General features: G+C 49.9%; 15 protein-coding genes. 13 read left to right on the top strand and 2 right to left on the bottom strand.

The window, feature by feature from the left end:
- Window positions 1-245 precede the first annotated feature (245 nt).
- Genes IEY53_RS12405 through IEY53_RS12395 form a run of 3 tightly spaced genes read left to right on the top strand, consistent with a single transcriptional unit; the run spans window position 246 to window position 2,920 of the window.
- Complete coding sequence (locus IEY53_RS12405) at window positions 246-1,109, top strand: glycosyltransferase family 2 protein (RefSeq protein ID WP_189025651.1); 864 nt, start codon at window positions 246-248, stop codon at window positions 1,107-1,109.
- 33 nt (window positions 1,110-1,142) lie between these two features.
- A complete protein-coding gene (locus tag IEY53_RS12400; RefSeq protein WP_189025317.1) occupies window positions 1,143-2,282 on the top strand; it encodes a DegT/DnrJ/EryC1/StrS family aminotransferase in 1,140 nt (379 codons plus the stop codon).
- The gene (locus tag IEY53_RS12395; RefSeq protein ID WP_189025316.1) at window positions 2,279-2,920 is read left to right on the top strand and encodes an acetyltransferase; all 642 of its coding nucleotides are present in this window, start codon (window positions 2,279-2,281) and stop codon (window positions 2,918-2,920) included. Before IEY53_RS12400 ends, IEY53_RS12395 begins: the two co-directional genes overlap by 4 nt.
- Before the next feature lie 77 nt (window positions 2,921-2,997).
- Here the strand turns inward: IEY53_RS12395 and IEY53_RS12390 are convergent, their stop codons facing one another.
- Complete coding sequence (locus IEY53_RS12390; protein WP_189025314.1) at window positions 2,998-3,855, bottom strand: AraC family transcriptional regulator; 858 nt, start codon at window positions 3,853-3,855, stop codon at window positions 2,998-3,000.
- Between the two features lie 594 nt (window positions 3,856-4,449).
- On the opposite strand from IEY53_RS12390, the gene zwf reads away from it, so the two are divergent.
- From zwf to IEY53_RS12360, 6 genes are all read left to right on the top strand, one after another.
- Window positions 4,450-5,979, top strand: a complete 1,530-nt coding sequence (gene zwf, locus IEY53_RS12385; RefSeq protein ID WP_189025312.1) for a glucose-6-phosphate dehydrogenase — start codon at window positions 4,450-4,452, stop codon at window positions 5,977-5,979.
- Between the two features lie 80 nt (window positions 5,980-6,059).
- A complete protein-coding gene (gnd, locus tag IEY53_RS12380; protein WP_189025311.1) occupies window positions 6,060-6,953 on the top strand; it encodes a phosphogluconate dehydrogenase (NAD(+)-dependent, decarboxylating) in 894 nt (297 codons plus the stop codon).
- A gap of 139 nt (window positions 6,954-7,092) precedes the next feature.
- Entirely contained in the window at window positions 7,093-7,776 is a 684-nt protein-coding gene (locus tag IEY53_RS12375) for a response regulator transcription factor (RefSeq protein WP_189025310.1), read from the top strand.
- Complete coding sequence (locus IEY53_RS12370; protein WP_189025309.1) at window positions 7,769-9,145, top strand: sensor histidine kinase; 1,377 nt, start codon at window positions 7,769-7,771, stop codon at window positions 9,143-9,145. Before IEY53_RS12375 ends, IEY53_RS12370 begins: the two co-directional genes overlap by 8 nt.
- A 66-nt stretch (window positions 9,146-9,211) precedes the next feature.
- Window positions 9,212-12,346 (top strand): efflux RND transporter permease subunit, encoded by a 3,135-nt coding sequence (locus IEY53_RS12365; RefSeq protein ID WP_189025308.1) that lies wholly within the window; start codon window positions 9,212-9,214, stop codon window positions 12,344-12,346.
- A 39-nt stretch (window positions 12,347-12,385) separates the two neighbouring features.
- Window positions 12,386-13,045, top strand: a complete 660-nt coding sequence (locus IEY53_RS12360; RefSeq protein ID WP_189025307.1) for a class I SAM-dependent methyltransferase — start codon at window positions 12,386-12,388, stop codon at window positions 13,043-13,045.
- Window positions 13,046-13,096: 51 nt separating this feature from the next.
- Here the strand turns inward: IEY53_RS12360 and IEY53_RS12355 are convergent, their stop codons facing one another.
- Window positions 13,097-13,852: a DeoR/GlpR family DNA-binding transcription regulator gene (locus IEY53_RS12355; RefSeq protein WP_189025306.1), complete on the bottom strand. Its 756-nt coding sequence runs from the start codon at window positions 13,850-13,852 to the stop codon at window positions 13,097-13,099.
- A gap of 325 nt (window positions 13,853-14,177) precedes the next feature.
- Here IEY53_RS12355 and IEY53_RS12350 point away from each other — a divergent pair, with 325 nt between their 5' ends.
- The 4 genes from IEY53_RS12350 to rhaD all read left to right on the top strand — a co-directional run bounded on the left by IEY53_RS12350 (window position 14,178) and on the right by rhaD (window position 19,039).
- Entirely contained in the window at window positions 14,178-15,329 is a 1,152-nt protein-coding gene (locus tag IEY53_RS12350) for an iron-containing alcohol dehydrogenase (protein ID WP_189025305.1), read from the top strand.
- Window positions 15,330-15,349: 20 nt separating this feature from the next.
- Window positions 15,350-16,825: a rhamnulokinase gene (gene rhaB / locus IEY53_RS12345; protein ID WP_189025304.1), complete on the top strand. Its 1,476-nt coding sequence runs from the start codon at window positions 15,350-15,352 to the stop codon at window positions 16,823-16,825.
- A gap of 65 nt (window positions 16,826-16,890) precedes the next feature.
- Window positions 16,891-18,147 carry an L-rhamnose isomerase gene (gene rhaA / locus IEY53_RS12340; RefSeq protein WP_189025302.1) on the top strand — a complete coding sequence of 419 codons (1,257 nt, stop codon included), beginning with the start codon at window positions 16,891-16,893 and terminating at the stop codon, window positions 18,145-18,147.
- Window positions 18,148-18,196: 49 nt separating this feature from the next.
- Entirely contained in the window at window positions 18,197-19,039 is an 843-nt protein-coding gene (gene rhaD, locus IEY53_RS12335; RefSeq protein ID WP_189025300.1) for a rhamnulose-1-phosphate aldolase, read from the top strand.
- Window positions 19,040-19,684: the final 645 nt, after the last annotated feature.

Below are 19,684 nucleotides of genomic sequence, written 5' to 3'. Positions count from 1 at the left end.
GCCCATTCGTGCATTAATGTTTGGATTAAATTTTTCCGTTTTCTTATCAACATTTTATGTTCCAGTAATATATATATATGTATGTGTATTTGCATGTGTATGTGAGAAAAAGAACGGATTTAACATCTGCCCTGGCGTATTTGGTACGCTTGATTGGCTAAAGGCCTCAACATGACCTCTATTGTATATTTTGAGGCACCTTCGTCAGTACTTCAAGGATGACTACAAAAGAAAGGTGGAGTAACTTGGAATGCCCATTAGTAAGTATAGTTATACCTGCATATAACCGGCCTCATACACTAAAAATCGCCATCGACAGTGTATTGGAGCAAACTTACCCGAATATCGAAATCATTATCTGTGATGACAGCACAACTAATGAAGTACAAGAAATGCTTGATCTTTATTTAGATTCGTTTCCCCAAATCCAATATCACAAAAATGAGAAGAATCTTTTTCTTGGGAATTGGCACAAATGTTTCGACTTGGCATCAGGGGAATATATAAATTACTTGATGGATGATGACGTTTTCCATAAAGAGAAAATAGTAAAAATGATCTATTTTTTTCAAAATTTCGAAAACATCAAACTGGTTACCTCTTATCGACAAACCATAAATGAATCAGGTGCTTTTGCCCCATCGCTTTATGCGACGAAAAAGCTATACGAAGAAACAAGGATCATGGACGGAAAAATGTTGGCAAATGTTGCATTAACCCGGTGTTTAAATTTGATTGGTGAACCAACGACCGTGTTATTTAAAAAAGCAGATCTTATCGAACCCTTTGGAGTATATAAAGGGAAGCAGTATTCTCTTCTAAATGATTTAGCTGCTTGGCTGAACTTGCTATCCAAGGGAAAAGCCGTTTATATTCCGGAAGAACTAAGTTATTTCCGAATACATCCTAATCAAAATAATCAAACACTTGGTATAACAGCGTTCACGGAATGGTTAGATATTATGATTGCCTCCAGAGATGATGGATTCCTTGATACTAACGATTTGTTTAAAACGGCACTCCATTCTTATCAACAACGGATAAAAGGCCGCCAATATTTTATGGCAGATCTCCAGCGAATTGAAACGATCCTAAATACATTAGACTAAAAAAATCAACACACGTGCGAAGGAGGCTGGATCATGTTTGACATACCCTTCTTACGACCTAATTTAGTAAAAAAGGAAAAATTCCTTTCCTATCTTGAAAAAATAGAAGCGACCCGGATTTACTCCAATTATGGTCCCCTGAATAACCTGTTTGAAAAGCGGGTCATTAATCAAATGTTTGATGGAACCGGTGCAGCAGTCACCGTTCATAATGCTACCATCGGGTTGATGCTGGCGATTTCTCAAAGCAAGCGACCCCAAGGCAAATATGCGGTTATGCCAAGCTTTACTTTTGCTGCCACCCCACTTGCTGCTGAGTGGTGCGGACTTGAGCCCTACTTCCTGGACATAGAGCCGGAGAATTGGCAAATGAATAGAGAGCAGCTAGAACATACCGTCAGGCTGCTGGGGGATCAAATCGCGGTTATCGTACCTTATGCCACGTTTGGAACAGCCATTGATTTATCCTTTTATAATGAGCTTATACAGCAAGGAATTCCGGTAGTTATCGATGGTGCGGCCAGTTTTGGAACTATAACTCCGGTGGAAGCCACGCATTTTGGTAAAGGCTTCGGAGGTGCCGTAGTCTTCAGCTTTCATGCCACCAAATCTTTCGGTATTGGAGAGGGTGGGCTAATCTATAGTATGGATCAGGATCTCATTAAGCGAATTCGCCGGGCGGGGAATTTTGGTTTCTCCAGCAGCAGGGAGTCAGTTACGCAAGGCCTGAACAGTAAGATTCCCGAGTATACTGCCGCTATCGCCTTAGCCACTCTCGATCAATTCAAGGCTGTTCAGGAGAATAGAAAGACTATCTACGAATTTTATCTTCATGAACTGCTCCAAGCAGGCTTATTAGAACAAGGATGGTCTATACAAAAACTGCAAGGGACGGTTGTTCATCAATTTATATCCATCCTTAGTCCGGGCTCCCATAGTAACCGGGAAGTCATTGAATTATTAGCCTCTAATTCCATTGAAGCCAGAACCTATTTTTCTCCGGCTTGCCATCAGCAGAAGCAGTTTCAAGGTCATCCCCATTCCACTCTTCATGTTACCGAATATATTGCAAACCATATTGTCAGCTTACCCTTGTGGGAAGAATTGGATGAGCGTATCGTGCAAAGAATTGTAAAAGTTCTAGGGAGCTTGGGAAAAGAGAACACCGAATGAAAAAAATCGTCATTTGGGGAGCGGGCGGACATGCGAGAGAGATTAACTGGTTATGCGAAGAGTTGGAAGTTCAAGTGGTAGGATTTTTAGACGAACGGCCTGAGATGAAAGGCCAGTCTGTAGATGGTGTTCCTGTCCTGGGAACGCTGGTTGATATTGAAGCGTTAAAACATGAGGTAGAGCTCCTATGCGCGGGAGTGGGTGACCCGACGTTAAAGAAGCGATTCGCTTATGATACCATCCGATCAGGATTTCGTGTCGCTGCCCCGCTAATACACCCCCAAGTTCGCTTGTCCCGAAGAAATGTCATTGGAGCGGGGAGTATGATCTTTGAGGGAGCCGTCCTGTCTGACAATATTAGGATCGGAGATCACGTAATTATCAATCGGAGTGTCAGCATCAGCCATGATGCGGTTATCGGTAATTATGTGACCCTAGCCCCTGGTGTGAATCTGGCGGGGAATGTAACTATCGATGACGGAGCTTATATTGGTATTGGAGCTTCGGTGCGTGAGAAACGTCACATCGGTTGTTGGTCTATGATCGGTGGGGGAGCCTTTGTCAAAGAAGATATCCCTGACTTTACCATGGCTGCCGGTGTCCCGGCAGTTGTAAAAAAAAGATTTGATCTTCGCTGAGCAGAGGGTTGGCCTGATTGTACCGTGTTCTCTATTCCTCGAGTCCGGGAGTGAGGATCCCATCAGACGCTCTGTCGTTAATTGCTCTTTCTGTATTTAAGCGGCGTGGTGCCAAGTACACGTTTGAAAAGCTGATTGAAATAAGAGGCATTTGGAAAACCGACGGCTATGCCGATCTGCTCCACTGACATATCCGTGGTGCCGAGCAGGCGGCAGGCCTGCTTGATCCTCCGGGCCGTCAGATAATCGACCAGTCTTCCTCCCGTTTCCTGGTGGAATATTCGGGATACATACGATTTGGACAGATGGATCTCTTCCGCGAGCTGTTCCAGATTCACCTCTTCATGATAATGCTCTTCAATCCAGCCCATGATCTTCTCGGAATAGCGAAGCTTCCGGTGTTCGCCGGTGTGGAGCAGGAGCGGGTCACCGGTGCCAATGCAGTTCAGCAACTGCAACAGCAGCATGGTAAGGCTCTCGGCGTCTTCCTCCGTATTCCCCTGAGTGGATTGTTCGTAATTCATAAGTGCCCACTCCAGGATACCGGAGCGCTCACCCAGGTCAAAGGCATATTGCGTATCCTTGCCTTGCCACAAAGCCGTGAACATAGCCTTGCGCTTGGCGAAACCCTGCAGCAGATTCTCTGCAACCTGCGGATCGATGTAGAAGATCGTGCGCTGAAACGGACAAGCCGGCGAAACCTCCGAATAGATCCGGTGCAGCTGATAGGGCTGGAAAAAAAACAGCATCCCCCGGCGAATATCGTACATTTGCTGATTGACGACCACGTTTCCCTGGCCGCCATGCACAAACATGATCTCACAGCATTGATGCCAGTGGTAATAACCTTTGTAATAAGTATCGGTGTATATTTGGTAATCCCAAATGAATGTCTTCTGATCTGCGAATCTTACAGGTTCAAACAATTGCTTCATAGTCCCTCCAACATGACAAAATATAAACATTTTCTTCTATTTATTATAACTATATTCAGAATGTAAGCGATACAATTTTATAAAAAAGATTTACGGAAGAACGGAGCCCCGGCTCCATTTGGGCCCCTGGCATTGTTTTACTGCGATGGACTGTATTACCTGCTGTTTACGGATATGAAGTCCCGTAAAAGTGTCTATAAGGATTTACATAATTACCTGATTACAGCGACCGATATCACAGACCCATGGAGTCCTCCGGCCTCGGTAATATACCGGGGCTTTTAGGCATGGATGAGAGCTTTCTCCGGTTCGGTCAGGAGCAGATCAGTTGCCATTCACATGTATCCACAGCAGTTCCCAAGGTTCGTTCGAGGCTGTGCGGGTGGGGTTCTCCAAAAGCCATAAACGGCTGAGGGGAACCTCTATTATCGTTACGCAAGATTCAGTACGTCTGCTTTGTGAAAATAATAACTTTTTGTAAATGTCGAAGTGATATTGACGATTTGATGTTAACGGCGTATGATGTGTCTAATAAAGTTGGTCACTGATTATAAGTAACCTTGTAAATAAATGATAATAACAGGAGGAATGAAAGTGGAAGCTTCTACCTTTGTATTGTTTGGTGCAACCGGGGATTTGGCGAAACGAAAAATATACCCGGCATTATATAATTTGTATGTGGATGGGAAGTTTTCCACTCCGTTCTCCGTCATTGGCTTAGGCCGCCGGGAGCTGTCGAATGAGACTTTTCGTGCCCAGGTCCTGCAATCATTACACAGCTTTTCGAGACGTGCAGCACTGGATTCGTTACAGCTGCAGGCTTTTCTTCAGGGATTTGAATACAGTGTGCTGGACGTAGGACATCCTGAAGACTATACGAAGCTTCTGAAGCATGTCCGGGAGCGGGAGGCGTTGCTTGGCCTGCCGGAGAACCGGATGTTCTATTTATCCGTTGGCCCCGAATTTTTTGAGCCGATTGCTGCGAATATTCAGGCAAGCGGACTGGGGGATACGTTGGGCTGGAAACGTCTGATTATTGAGAAGCCGTTTGGCCGGGATCTGAAGTCGGCGAGGGCGCTGAATACAAGCCTGACGGAAGCTTTTAAAGAAGAAGAGATCTTTCGGATTGATCATTATCTCGGCAAACCGATGGTGCAGAATCTGGAGGTGCTCAAATACTCCAACCCGGTGCTGAGGGCCCTTTGGCAGAACCGTTATATTGCCAATGTGCAGATTACGGCCAGCGAGACAGTGGGGGTAGAGGAGCGTGCAGGTTATTATGATAAGTCCGGGGCCTTGCGGGACATGTTCCAGAATCATATGCTGCAGCTGCTCATGATGACGGCTATGCAGCTCCCCAAAGGAAGCACGCCCGAAGAGGTGCGGAGCAAAAAGAAACATGTCGTCAAATCCTTGCGTCCCCTGATTAAGGAAGATGTTGCCTTGAACGTGGTTCGCGGACAATATACCCCGGGTGAGGTTGAAGGCAGGGCTGTAGCCGGATATACGTCCGAACCGGGGATAGACCGGTCTTCGCAGACTGAGACCTTCATCGCCGCCCGCCTGTGGATCGACGATCCTTTGTGGAATGAAGTTCCGATCTACATCCGCACCGGGAAAAGAATGAAGCAGAAATCCACACGTATCGTTATTGAATTCAAAGAACCGTTTAATGATAGTCATAATAAAAATAAAGGGGATCATACCCCGAATCTGCTGATTATCGAGATCAGCCCGGATGAAGCGATCACGCTGCAGCTCAACACAAAAGATCCGCAGCAGCATGGCGAGCTTACATCCGTCCACGCCAATTACCAATCCGGCAGCAGCAGCGATGTGCCGGAAGCTTATGAAAATCTGATTTTTGATGCCCTGCGCGGCGATGCCACTTTCTTCGCACATTGGGATGAAGTTGAATTGTCCTGGCAATGGGTTCAACCGATTCTGGAGGCCAGTGAGGAAGGTCTGCTGCCGCTGCAGGCATATCGATCCGGATCACATGGACCGGATGGGTCCGCTGCACTGCTGGGTGGGACTGAGTGGTGGCTGGACTCGGAAGACAAGACAAATGAGGCGGCTCCATCTGTACCGGACGCCCCAGCCATTATCCGGACAGGAGCCTAAGGGCCCCTGTCCGTTTTTTGTCCCATGAACCGGGACTTCATCTGAACAGGATTAACAACATCAATTTAGGAGGGTTCAATATGAAAGTGGGATTAATCGGACTGGGTAAAATGGGCTTCAACTTGGGGCTTAATCTGCTGGAGAACGGCCATGAAGTGGCTGCCTTTGACCTTAATACCGCAGTGACAGAGGAACTGGAGGCCAAAGGTGCGCAAGGAGCGGCCAGCCTGCCGGAGCTTATCAATAGGCTGGAAACGCCGCGGATTCTTTGGATTATGGTTCCGCATCAGGTCGTGGATTCCGTCCTCTCCGAGATTACGCCGCTGCTCTCCAAAGGAGATATCGTCATCGACGCCGGAAACTCCCATTATAAAGAGTCCATCCGCCGGCATGGACAGCTGCAGCAGCAGGGCATCTATTTTCTGGATGCCGGAACCTCAGGCGGGATGGAAGGCGCGCGCCATGGAGCCTGTTATATGGTTGGCGGCGATGCGGAAGCCTGGGCGGTGGTAGAGCCTTTGTTCCTGGCTTCGGCTGTGGAGAAGGGATATTTATATGCCGGTAAAGCAGGCAGCGGACATTTCTTAAAGATGGTCCATAACGGAATTGAATACGGAATGATGGCGGCTATAGGGGAAGGCTTCGAGGTCCTCGAGAAAAGCGAGTTTGACTTCAACTTTGAAGAGGTGGCGCGAGTCTGGAACAACGGTTCCGTGATCCGCTCCTGGCTGATGGAACTCATCGAGCATGCCTTCTCCAAGGACGCCAAGCTGGACGAGATCAAAGGCGTGATGCATTCTTCCGGCGAGGGCAGATGGACGCTGGAGACCGCCTTTGATCTGCAGGCGGCCACCCCGGTCATCGCCATGGCGTTGTTGATGCGCTACCGCTCGCTTGAGACGGACACGTTTACCGGCAAAGTGGTTGCTGCCCTGCGTAATGAATTCGGAGGACATGCTGTAGAGACCAATTGACCAGCCTTTTCGCAGTATGTCATATACGGCAGCCGTATCGATGGTACAATTGTAATATTCCGTTCACTTGGCGTTCAAAATAGCAGGATACAATGAAGAGCCGGAACGGGCGATTATGGAAGGCTAGAGGTGAGCTGCAATGACGGCGATTATGGTGGTGGATGATGAGGCGCATATCCGTGAGCTAGTAAGGTTGTTTCTGGAAGATGAGGGTATGGATATTATTGAGAAAAGCAATGGCCTGGACGCCTGGTCCTACTATGAGAATCATCCGGTAGATCTGGTGATTATCGATATTATGATGCCTGGAATGGATGGCTGGGAGCTATGCAGTCGGCTGCGTGAGGCCGGTGATAAACCGGTGCTGATGATTACGGCCAAAGGTGAGACCGAGGACAAAATCAAAGGCTTCCGGCTGGGAACCGACGATTATCTGGTTAAGCCGTTTGATCCTATGGAACTTACGATGAGGGTGAAGGCCCTGCTGAAACGATACGGTATTTCAACTTCCCATACGATTCAACTGGGCAGGATTGCTCTGGATAAAAAAAGCTATCTGGTCCACTACTCCGACTCCGGCGATTCAACCACCCTTCCGCTGAAGGAGTTCGAGCTGCTCTGGAAGCTGGCGAGCAACCCCGGCCTGATTTTTACCAGGGAGATGCTAATCCGTCAAATCTGGGGTTACGAATACGACGGAGATGAGCGAACTGTGGATACGCATATCAAACGCCTGCGTGAGCGGTTTCAGAAGTATAGCGGCGATTTCAGGATTGTGACGCTTCGTGGCATGGGTTACCGGCTGGAGACCCTCCATGATTAAATCGCTTTATGTCAAAGTGGTAGTGATCTTCCTGAGCGCTGTTCTTCTTAGTATCATTGCCGCTTCGCTGCTGATCAACCGGATGTATGTCGGGCAGCTTCAGTCGGCGATGCAGGACAGTATGATTACCAGCGGCAAAAAAATCATCCAGGTGTACGAACAGGCGGACGGTGACCATCTGGACGCATTGATGAACGGGATATCATCCCTGCCTTTTTACACGATCCGCATTTATGACAACGGAGGTAATCTGCTCTACATGAGCAATGAGGTAACCAGCGGGCAGATCGAAAAGGATGCAGCCCATCTGGAGGCTGTGCTGGAAGGTGCCGTATACCGAAGTGACTTTCATGATCGTGAACGGGGGGTCAGCATCGGTTTGCCTTTTTCCGGGGACGGATCGCCAAAAGCAATGTTCATGACCCCGGATCTCAAGGGATCGCTTGGCATGGTTGCCGGATTCCTGAAGTCCCAGCTGCTGTTCATCCTTGGCTTCGGCAGTATTCTGATTATTATCGCCGCGACCTTTATAGTGCGGCCACTGCACCGGCTAAACCGGGCGACCCGAAGGATGGCCAAAGGCGATTTCACCGTCAGCCTGCAGACCAAACGAACGGATGAGATCGGGCAATTGACCCGCAGCTTTAATGAGATGGCGCGTGAATTAGGGGCACTTGAGGCGATCCGCAAGCAGTTCGTCTCAGATGTGTCCCATGAAATCCAGTCACCGCTGACGTCGATCAAAGGCTTCACACAGGCTTTGAAGCACAAGCAAATGGATGAGGAATCCAGAATGCGGCTGCTGGATATTATTGAAGAGGAAAGCGACCGGCTGTCCCGCCTGAGCGGAGATTTGCTGCAGCTGTCCACGCTGGAATATGAGCATTTCAGGCTGGATCCCAGCCGCTATTCGCTGGATGAGCAGCTGCGGCGGGTTGTAATTGCCCATGAGCCGCAATGGGCAGCCAAAAACGTGCAGCTTGACCTTGACCTGCTGCCTATAAAGATTGTGGCTGATGAGGACAGACTTAGCCAAGTCTGGAGTAACCTGATCATCAACAGCATCAAATTCACCGGCAGCGGCGGCCATATTGCCATAACTGCGACTGAACAAGGCAATCAGGTAGTGGTTACCATTGCCGATACTGGGGTCGGAGTTGAGGAAGAAGAGCTACTGCACATTTTCAAACCATTCTATAAAGCAGACCGGTCTAGAGACCATAAGATAGGCGGCAACGGAATCGGCCTGTCCATCGTCAAACGTATTGTTGACCTGCATTACGGCCATATCGAAGTGAGCAGTTTGCCTGGAAGGGGAACGACACTCTCGGTCTGGCTCCCTCTAGTCTTATCGAAGCCCGAATTGTAATCCTCAGTTCACACTGGGGACAAATTCGGGCTTTATACTGTGTTCAGATAGAGGAGGGAGCAAGAAATGAGTTTCTTAAGCAAAATTAGTTTAAAGAATTCGGTGGCCGTTGTTATTTTATTCACACTTATCCTGGGGTATGGGGCATTCTCCGCTACAGCGATTAAACAACAGACCTTTCCGGATATTGAGTTCCCGGCAGTATTTATCCAGGCTGTAAACCCCGGAGCTTCCACGGAGGAAATAGAGACAGAGATTACGAAGCCGATTGAAGACAGCCTGAAAGGCTTCAATGGCTATGAGTCCTTTACCAGTTCGACTTCAGAGAACATGGCGAGTATATCCATCGTATTTCCGTTTGGCGCCGACATGGATAAAGAGTCCGCAGATATTGAAGCTCTGCTGGCGAAGGTGAAGCTGCCTGAGAATGCGGACATCTCCCTCCGGCGCTTGTCAGCCGGGGCAACTCCGATTTACCAGGCGGCGGTTTTCTCCGCAAATAATGATTCCAAGGCATTGACCCGGAAGCTTACGGAGGAAATTGTTCCTGCTATGCAGAAGCTTGAGGGGGTCAGCTCCGTTGCATTGAAGGGAACTGCCGAGAGTGAGCTTCACATCGTTGTCGACAAGGAGAAGGCAGCCCGTCTGGGTATTTCGCTAAGCACGATTCAAAGTGCTTTGCAGAGCCTGAACTATGCGCTTCCGCTTGGAACGGTCAACAATGCTGCTGATGCTGTACCCATCCGTCTTTCAGGATCTGCGTCTACGCTGCAGCAAATTAAGGATTTGACGCTCGGCAGTCCAGCGGGAGCTATGGGAGCCGCTGCGGGAAAAGCGGGTGGTATACCAACGGTTTCATCCACTCCCGGAACGCCCGGGGCATCTGCACAGAGCGCTGTCCCGGGAGCAGGGAGCATCACCAAACTCTCGGATCTGGCTACGATAACGCAGGTAAGCGAGGCGAAAGAGATCACCCGGTTCAACGGTGAACCCAGCTTCGTACTGGAAGTTGTCAAGAACCAGGAGGCCAACACAGCCGATGTTGCGGATGCCGTGCAGAGCCTGCTGGATTCGTATAAAGACGACAACGTTGAACTTCATGTCATTATGAACCAGGGGGAAGAGATCAAGGAGTCAGTCTCTTCACTGGTACGGGAAGGACTATACGGAGCGCTGTTTTGTATCCTGATCATTTTCCTCTTCTTGCGCAATGTAAGAGCGACCGTGATATCGATCCTTTCGTTGCCTATTTCCATCTTCGCTACGGTGGCAGTGATGAATCAAATGGGGTATACCCTGAACATTATGACGCTAGGGGGAATTGCCGTTTCCATTGGACGGATCGTGGATGACAGTATCGTTGTGATCGAGAATATCTACAGATGGAGGCAGGAAAAAGGCCATGCCCTTAGAGGCAAGGAACTGGCCTACAGAGCCACTAAAGAAGTGATCAGCCCGGTGTTCTCCTCGACACTCGCCACGGTGGTTGTATTTGCCCCCCTGGCTTTTGTCAGCGGGATTATCGGCGAATTCTTCCGCCCGTTCTCCTTGGCTGTTGTGATCTCAATTGTTACCAGCTTGCTGGTGGCGGTGATGCTCATTCCGGTGCTTGGCGCTGCTTTCTTCAAGAATGTGAAGCCGCACACGAAGCAGAGCAGATTAACGGGCTTTTACGAAAAAACAATATTGGTGGCACTGAAGCGGAAATGGCTGGTGTTGGGACTTTCGTTAGTGCTTCTGGCTGGCTCACTGGGCACCATTCCGCTGCTTGGGGTTGCTTTTCTCCCGGCTGATTCCGTGCCTACTGCTTCGATCACAGCGGAGCTTCCCGCAGGGAGTGATATAGAGCAGAGCGACAAGATCAGCCGGCAGATAGAGAGTTATGTGAAAGAACTGGATGGCGTGAACAATTACCAAGTTTCGATCGGCGGTGCATCGGGGAACCCGCTAATGGGCTCGGGAGGTTCTGCCAACAAGGCAACTGTGGCCGTTCAATTTGCAGATGGTACAGACATGACCGCAGTTATTGACAAGGCTCAAGCTGCCCTTTCGGATCTCGTCTCCGCGGAAATTCCCGGCACTACAGTCAATATCACGGAGGGTCAGCAGCAAGGCTTGCCTACCGGCAACAATATAGATGTAAGTCTATATTCAAGCAATGTGGAAGAGCTGTCTAAAGCGGCTAAGCAGGTGGAGGCCCTGATGCAGCAAAGTGCCGATCTCAAGGATATAACCAATAATATGAACGAAGTCACACCGAAATGGGAGCTGACGCTCAATCAAACAGGAATTGACACGCAGGTCAGCCCTTTTGTCATTATGCAGGCGGTAGCCGAACAGTTGAAGCCTGTCAATGCAGGTACCTACACCCTGGACGAGCAGGATAGTTCGGTGATTCTCTCCTACGCCCAGCAGATCACAACTCTGGAGGAACTGAAGAATATTCAGTTGCCTGCGGGTGGGGGCATGCGGAACCTGAGCGACGTCGCCGACATCACCGTGCGGGATGCACTGATTACCGTTAACCATAATGACGGTAAGACCTTTGCCCAGGTTAGCGGAACCATTAAGAGCGGAGATACGGCTGCTGTTACCCAAACCGTCACTAAAGATATCCAGAGTCTGGCCTTGCCTGAGGGTGTCGAACTTAGTTTTGACGGGGGATTGTCAATGATCTCGGAAGGTTTTACCAATCTCGGCATAGCGATGGCGGTTGCGGTAGGACTCGTGTTTCTGGTCATGACTTTTACCTTCGGGGGTGTGGTCACACCGCTAATTATATTATCCTCTCTGATCTTTATCCCGGTAGGGGCGCTGGGCGCACTCCTGGTCACGGGCCAGGCCTTGTCCATGAGCGCGATGATCGGCATGCTGATGCTGGTCGGTATCGTGGTAACCAATGCGGTTGTACTGCTGGACCGGGTCGAGAGAAACCGCAAATCCGGCATGGAGATCCGTACAGCGGTTGTGGAAGCGAGCACTACCCGTCTCCGTCCGATTCTGATGACTGCTCTGGCTACCATGCTGGCCTTGCTGCCGCTGGCTTTGTCCGGTTCCTCAACGAGCCTGATCTCCGGTGGTCTGGCAATTACAGTTATTGGCGGTTTATTCACCTCAACACTGTTGACCCTGATCGTGGTCCCGGTCATCTATGAGATGGTCTGGAAGAACCGCAAAGTAAAAGAGGTTGAGCAGTTCTAAGCTATCCTCCATAACTACTGCAAAATAGAGGAGGAGCCTATGCCTAATGGAGTTTGGAACAGGTTGCTGTTTCTGTATAAATTTCTGCGTGAGCCCCGGCAGTTCGGAAGTATAACTCCCAGCTCCCGCCGGCTGGCCAAAGCGCTGACTGACCCGCTGCCTTGGGACGAGCTGCACAACATTGCCGAGCTGGGTGCAGGTACGGGGGCCATTACAAGTCATATCCAGCTTAAGAAAACGGGAAAACTGAAAGTGATGCTGTTTGAGAAGGATGCAGATTTTCGCCATCAGTTGAAGCAGCGTTTTCCCGGTTATCGTTGTTACAGCAATTTTATGCGTCTGCGGCTTGCGTTGCATAATGACAGACAGGAAAAGCTGGACGGTATTGTTAACGGATTGCCGCTGAATAAGTTATCGATGGTGGAACGGGTTCGGTTTATGGAACAGGTCACCAGCTCCTTGAAGGAGGAAGGCTGGTTTGCTACCTTCGAATATTTCCCCGGGATGGGGAAAGCTATGAAACGCGAGTTGAAGCGGCATTTTGATATCCTGAGCCTGGCGTTCGTACCGCTGAATATTCCCCCTGCCGTAGTTTATATCTGCAGAAAGAAACCGGCCAGGATAATTCGCCCAACCGGCAGACTATTGTCCTTAGAAACCGGGCCGTCTGGAGATTTATTGAAAGGTAGAACGTATTGAACATAAAGAAGGCCGTTTCCCGCATTTACCGGGGAGACGGCCTTCTTCGTGTTAATACAGCACTTCAATATTGCGTTCGGCCAGACGTTTCTGCCAGTCTTCAGACGGCTTCTTGTCCGTAATCAGATAATCAATGCTGTCCAGATCAACCAGCTTCGTGAATGCAGTCTTGTCGAATTTGGTGTGGTCTGCAAGCAAAATAACCTTGTCCGCTTGGCGCAGCATGTATTTCTTAAGTTCGCATTCCGGCTCATTGGAATCCGTGATCCCGCGCTCCATGTCGATCCCCTTGCAGCTGATGACAGCCGTGTCCACATTATAACGCTGGACTGTATCATGAGCCACAGGACCGACCAGTGAGAGAGAACGGTAACGCAGCGATCCGCCTGAAGAGATAATGTTCATCCCGGAGTTGGCGAATTCATGCAGCGCATTGATGGAATTCGTAATGATTGTCAGGTTGTTTTTGTTGCCCAGCAGCTTTAGAAATTCAAAGGCGGTCGAGCTGGGGTCAACCATAAGTGTATCGCCGTCATTGATGAGATCGAGTGCTTTCAAGGCGATATTGCGTTTGATATCTGTATTCAGAGCATTGCGTGTCACAAAAGGCAGGTCCTCATTGGTATGGCGGTTTAGCATTGCCCCGCCGTAAGTGCGGCTTAGTATGCCGTCTTTCTCCAGCTTCTCCAAATCCCTGCGGATTGTTTCTTCCGTGACCTCAAACATCCGACTGAGGTCGGAGACCAGAACCCGCTTGTCCTGATGCACCAAATCAATTATTTTCTTGCGTCTTTCGGCTGCCAGCATGGGTATCACCTTTCCGATTGTATTTACTAAATATAGTCCGGGAGTTCTGTGTTTGGCAATAAACAAAGAAAATAATCCATTGATTTTATTATAATCTTCACAAAACAGACAGTAAACAAATAAAAACAACATTATTAAACTTTTATTTGTTGACAACAAAGATTGCGGAGACTACGATGAGAGTGTAAGAATACATTCCGAAGATCATGTACTATATAGGGCACCAGAGCCGGCTGTTGCGATTGACTCAGGGGCCAGACTGAGGTGCTGCATCCGGGATGCTGCAAGGAATACCATTAACCATTATCGGGAGGCTGGTCAATCCATGAGTACACATGTATATTACGTTCCGTCAATCAACATTATGGGCAAGGGCTGTTTGCAGGAAATCGGGCCGTATGTTCAAGAGCTGAAGCTGAAGAAGGCACTTGTCGTCACAGACAAATTTCTGATGAAGAGCGGACTCGCCGGCAAGCTGCTGGCCGTTCTGGACAATGCGGGGATTGACTATGTCGTCTACGATGAAGTCAAACCGAATCCGACCTGCAAAAATGTCCATGACGGCGTGGGATTTCTTCAAGCGAATGGCTGTGATTATTTAATCTCCATGGGTGGCGGTTCGCCGCAGGATACGGCCAAGGCTATCGGCATCATTGCCACCAACGGAGGCCATATCAAGGAATATGAGGGTGTACACAAATCGAAGCATAAATCACTGCCGATCGTAGCCGTAAATACGACTGCCGGAACTTCAGCCGAAGTCACGATCAACTACGTGATTACCGATGAAGAACGCAAAGTCAAGATGGTTATGGTTGACAAGAATAGCCTTGCTGCCATTTCTGTGAATGATCCTGAACTGATGGTGGATAAACCGGCCGATCTTACCGCCGCAACCGGCATGGACGCGCTGACACATGCCATCGAAGCTTTGGTCACACCGGGTGCTTATCCGGTTACGGATGCTACAGCACTGGCGGCGGTCGAGCTGATTTTTAACAACCTGGCACGTACCGTAAAGAATGGCCACGACATTGAGGCCCGCGAGCAAATGGTGTATGCGATCTTCCTCGGCGGACTGGCGTTTAATAATGCCGGACTCGGATATGTTCATGCGATGGCGCACCAGCTCGGCGGTGTGTATGATCTGCCGCATGGTGTATGTAATGCGATGCTGCTGCCTTTTGTGGAAGAAGAGAATGCCAAACACGTGCCGGAGAAATTCAGAGCCATTGCCAAAGCGATCGGCTTTCAGGTTGAAGGCAAAAGCGACAAGGAATGTGCGGATTTCGTGATTCAATCCATTAAGGCATTATCCAAGGAAGTTGGTATACCGGCAAAGTTATCCGAATTGGGTGTAGACGAGGTGGATCTCGATCTTCTCGCCGAGAACTCCATGAAGGATGCCTGCGCACCGGGCAATCCGTTTATTCCAACCAAAGAAGAAGTCATTGCCCTGTTCCACAAAATATTGTAAATCACTCAAGGAGATGCCCTATGAACAATCATATCGCCGTCGATATCGGCGCCTCCAGCGGACGGCTTGTGCTCGGAACCTTCAAGGACGGGATCATCTCTCTTAGGGAAATTCACCGGTTCAGCAACGGATTTGCGGAGCGGGACGGCTCCTGCTTTTGGGATATTGATTATTTGTTTGATCAGATTATATCGGGCCTGCAACAGGCCAAAGCAAACGGAATTACCATGTGCACGCTCGGCATTGACACTTGGGCAGTGGATTATGTACTCCTCGATAAACAGGGGAATCGTCTGCAGGAGGTGTACGCTTACCGCGATCGTCGGACAGATCATGTCATTGATGAGGTTGGCAAACTCATCTCTCCGGCCGCCGTATACGAGAAGACGGGCATTCAGCAGCTAACCTTCAATACGTTGTACCAGTTATTCGCCCACGATACAGCAGAATTGGCACAGGCCGATCAAATTCTTCTGGTGCCCGATTACTTGTACTATAGGCTGACCGGACGCAAGCTCAACGAAATAACCAATGCGTCCACTACACAGCTGCTGAATTTGCAGACCCGTGATTATGATGAGGATTTGCTCGACTTGCTCCATCTGACAAGGGAGCAGTTCCCGGCGCTGGCTGAGCCAGGGGAAGACCTTGGGTTCATCAGTGATACGCTGATGGAGCAGTATGATCTCCCGCAATGCAGGCTGATCGTTGCAGCTACCCATGATACGGCTTCAGCCGTACTTGGCGTTCCTGCACAGAGCGGCCGTTCATCGGCTTATCTCAGCAGCGGCACGTGGTCATTGCTTGGCGTGGAGCTTCGGCAGCCGATCCATGACGCGAAGGCTATGCACGTTAATTACACCAATGAATGGGGTGCTTACGGCACTTACCGTTTCCTCAAAAATATCATGGGACTCTGGCTGATCCAGGAGGTCCGCAGACTGGATGGAGAAAGGTACAGCTTCGCGGAGCTGGCTGAACTCGCCGGACAGGCGGAGAGTTTCCGCAGCCTGATTCCCTGCAATGATCCGCGTTTCCTGAATCCGGAGCACATGATTGAGGAGATCCGCACCTCCTGCGCGGAGACCGGACAGCCGGTGCCGGAAACGCCGGGCGAGCTGGCCCGCTGTATTTTTGACAGTCTGGCTTTATCCTATCGAACCTATCTGGCTGAGCTTGAAGAGTTGACCGCTGGCCCAATAGAAGTGCTGCAAATCGTAGGTGGCGGTGTCAATAACGCACTGTTATGCCAATTGACCGCCGATATGATCGGCAGGGAAGTTCTGGCCGGTCCTACGGAGTCGACGGCCCTCGGCAATCTGGTGGTGCAGATGATAAGTGTAGGGAATATCGCGGACATCGAGGAAGCCAGAGCCATGATCCAGCGGTCTTTTGGGATCGAATCGTATGCCCCGCGCCCCAATCCGCAGATGGATGAGATTCTGAACCGCTGGAATGGGCTTCATTCGGCGGCAGCCGGGAGAACCTCTAAATAAAATGCCAATTGCTATATAAATCTCAGAGTGTGCTCTATGCTCACGGAATGCCAGGAGGAAGTAACATGGATCAATCTATCATTAACAGCTATAACGAAGCGCAAAAATTATATGCCGTTCATGGCATCAATGTAGATGAAGTGCTGGAACGACTGGCCCAGATCAAAATTTCGCTGCATTGCTGGCAGGGCGACGATGTCAAAGGATTCTTGTTCAAAGACAAGGAATTAAGCGGAGGCATTGCGGTGACCGGCAGCTATCCCGGACGTGCCGGCACGCCGGATGAGCTGCGCAAGGACCTTGAGCAGGCGCTTGCTCTGATCCCCGGCAAGCACAAGGTGAACCTGCATGCCATCTACGCCGATACCGATGAAGCGGTCGATCTGGATGAACTGCAGCCGCGCCACTTCGAGTCCTGGGTGAATTGGGCCAAGGAACAAGGGCTGGGGCTAGATTTCAACCCCACCTGCTTCTCCCATCCCAAAGCGGCTGACGGTTTCACCTTGAGTCATGCCGACGCTGACATCCGCAAGTTCTGGATCAGGCACTGCAAGGCATCCCGCAAGATCGCCGAGCATTTCGGCCGGGAGCTGGGCCAGACTTGTGTAACCAACTTTTGGGTGCCGGATGGATACAAGGACACACCTGTGGATCGTCTGGCCCCGAGAACACGGCTCAAGGAGTCGCTGGATGAGATTTTTGAAGAGGAAATTGATCCGCAGTACAACATTGATGCGGTAGAGAGCAAATTGTTCGGGATTGGCTCGGAGAGTTATGTTGTAGGTTCCCATGAGTTCTACATGGGCTACGGTTTAACGCGGGGCAAGGCCATCTGCCTGGATGCCGGACATTTTCACCCGACCGAAGTCATTTCCAATAAATTGTCCTCGATCCTGATGTTCAGCGAGCAACTGTTGCTGCATGTCAGCAGACCGGTTCGCTGGGACAGTGACCATGTTGTCACCATGGACGATGAACTCCTGGAGATCGCCCGTGAACTGGTGCGTGGAGATTTGCTCTCCCGCACGAATATTGGCCTGGATTTCTTCGATGGCAGCATTAATCATATCGCAGCTTGGGTGATTGGCACACGCAATACGATCAAGGCGTTGCTGCGGGCCATGCTGGAGCCGGTAGAGGAACTGAAACGTATTGAGCTGGCCGGAGATTACACATCCCGCCTGGCACTGGTGGAAGAATTCAAATCGTATCCGTTCGGTGCCGTATGGGATTACTACTGCGCTTCACAGAACACGCCGGTACGTGAGCAATGGCTGGCTGACGTGAAACGTTATGAACAGGAAGTACTGGCTGTAAGATAGCTGGATTCGAGGGATATGGAGCAACATACACAAAAGGAGAGATACGACTATGAGTACAGTATTGGCATCCAAAGGATACATTGCGGGCACGGAGGCTCCTTTTATCAAAGAAATGTCGGAAATTACCCACCATATGTGGATGCAAGGCTGGGATGAGTTGAACGGGGGCAATATCAGCTATCTGCTGGAAGAAGATGAGGTGGCCAAATATATCAACGTGCTGGAGCCGCTGCGCACCATCAATCTCACTTTCCCGGTCAAAGAATTAGCCGGCAAATATTTCATCGTGACCGGTTCCGGTAAATTTTTCCGCAATGTGATTAAGGATCCCGAAGCCAACCTGGGTGTTCTGCGGGTCAGTGCGGACGGGGACAGCGTAGAGGTACTGTGGGGACTCCGGGATGGAGCCGTTCCGACAAGCGAGCTGGCCTCCCACTTTATGAGCCACATTGAACGGCTGAAGGTGGATCCGTCGCACCGGATCGTTCTGCATACGCATGCCACTAATGTCATTGCCATGACCTTCACCCATGATCTGGATGAACTGAAATTTACCAAAACATTGTGGGAAATGTGCACCGAGTGCATTGTGGTCTTCCCTGACGGCGTCAGTGTCATTCCATGGATCGTCCCGGGCAGCAGCGAGATCGGCCGCGAAACGGCGAAGAAAATGAGGGATCACCGGATTGTGGTCTGGCCGCATCATGGTATCTTTGGCACAGGTTCCACGATGGACGCTACCTTTGGCCTGATCGAAACCGTGGAAAAAGCCGCAACGGTCTATAACCTGGTGGCCGGCAAAGAAATCAAGCAAAAGATCACCGACCAGCAGCTGGCCGACTTGGCCAATGCATTTAAGGTAACGCCTAAAGCGGGCATTCTGAACGTATAGCAGAGGATTTGTTTGGGAGTAGGATATATGCTGGCGCTCGCAGGGATGCTCTGATCAGATAAAAAAACCCAGAGTGTCCCAAAAGTAGATCTTCGACGTCTGAGGTAGTCCTTTGGCAGTCTAAAAAACACAATAAATCAGCCAAGCAGCGATTCTCCGGGTAATGGGAGAATCGCTGCTTGACGTTTTGTTCAGTACCTTATGGGCAAGGGAAAGTCAGCCTACCTCAAGCGTCACTTGCTCCATGCTATATTGGCAAAACCGCTGGAAGCCTTTTTGGGGCCCGTCATCCGGAGAGAGCCAAGGCGTTCAACAGATCAAGGGCCTGAATCAGGTACTTTAACCGTTCCAGGCTGCCGACTACTTCCTGATGTCCTGTCACGGCTGCTTCCATCGTAGAACACTAACGAGAACAGGCCAACCAGGAATCGCTGGTTGACCTAATAATACGAACGAGAGGTGTCCCAAGCAGCCACTTCATGGCTTCTTGGATACCCCTGTAGAGCGCCCCAGCGCGGCTTGGGCGCAAAGAGAGGCAAAAATGCCTCTCATAGAGCGCCCCGGCGCGGTTTTGGGCGCAAAGAGAGGCAAAAACTATTTAGCCCCCTTATCCACTTGGACACTTTAACCCACTTCAGATACACT

It is taken from the genome of Paenibacillus albidus, assembly GCF_014644435.1.
In the GTDB taxonomy this organism is placed as follows: Bacteria; Bacillota; Bacilli; order Paenibacillales; family Paenibacillaceae; genus Paenibacillus_AQ; species Paenibacillus_AQ albidus.
Note: the sequence above shows the minus strand (reverse complement) of the source record. Positions and strands in the feature narration are given on the sequence as shown.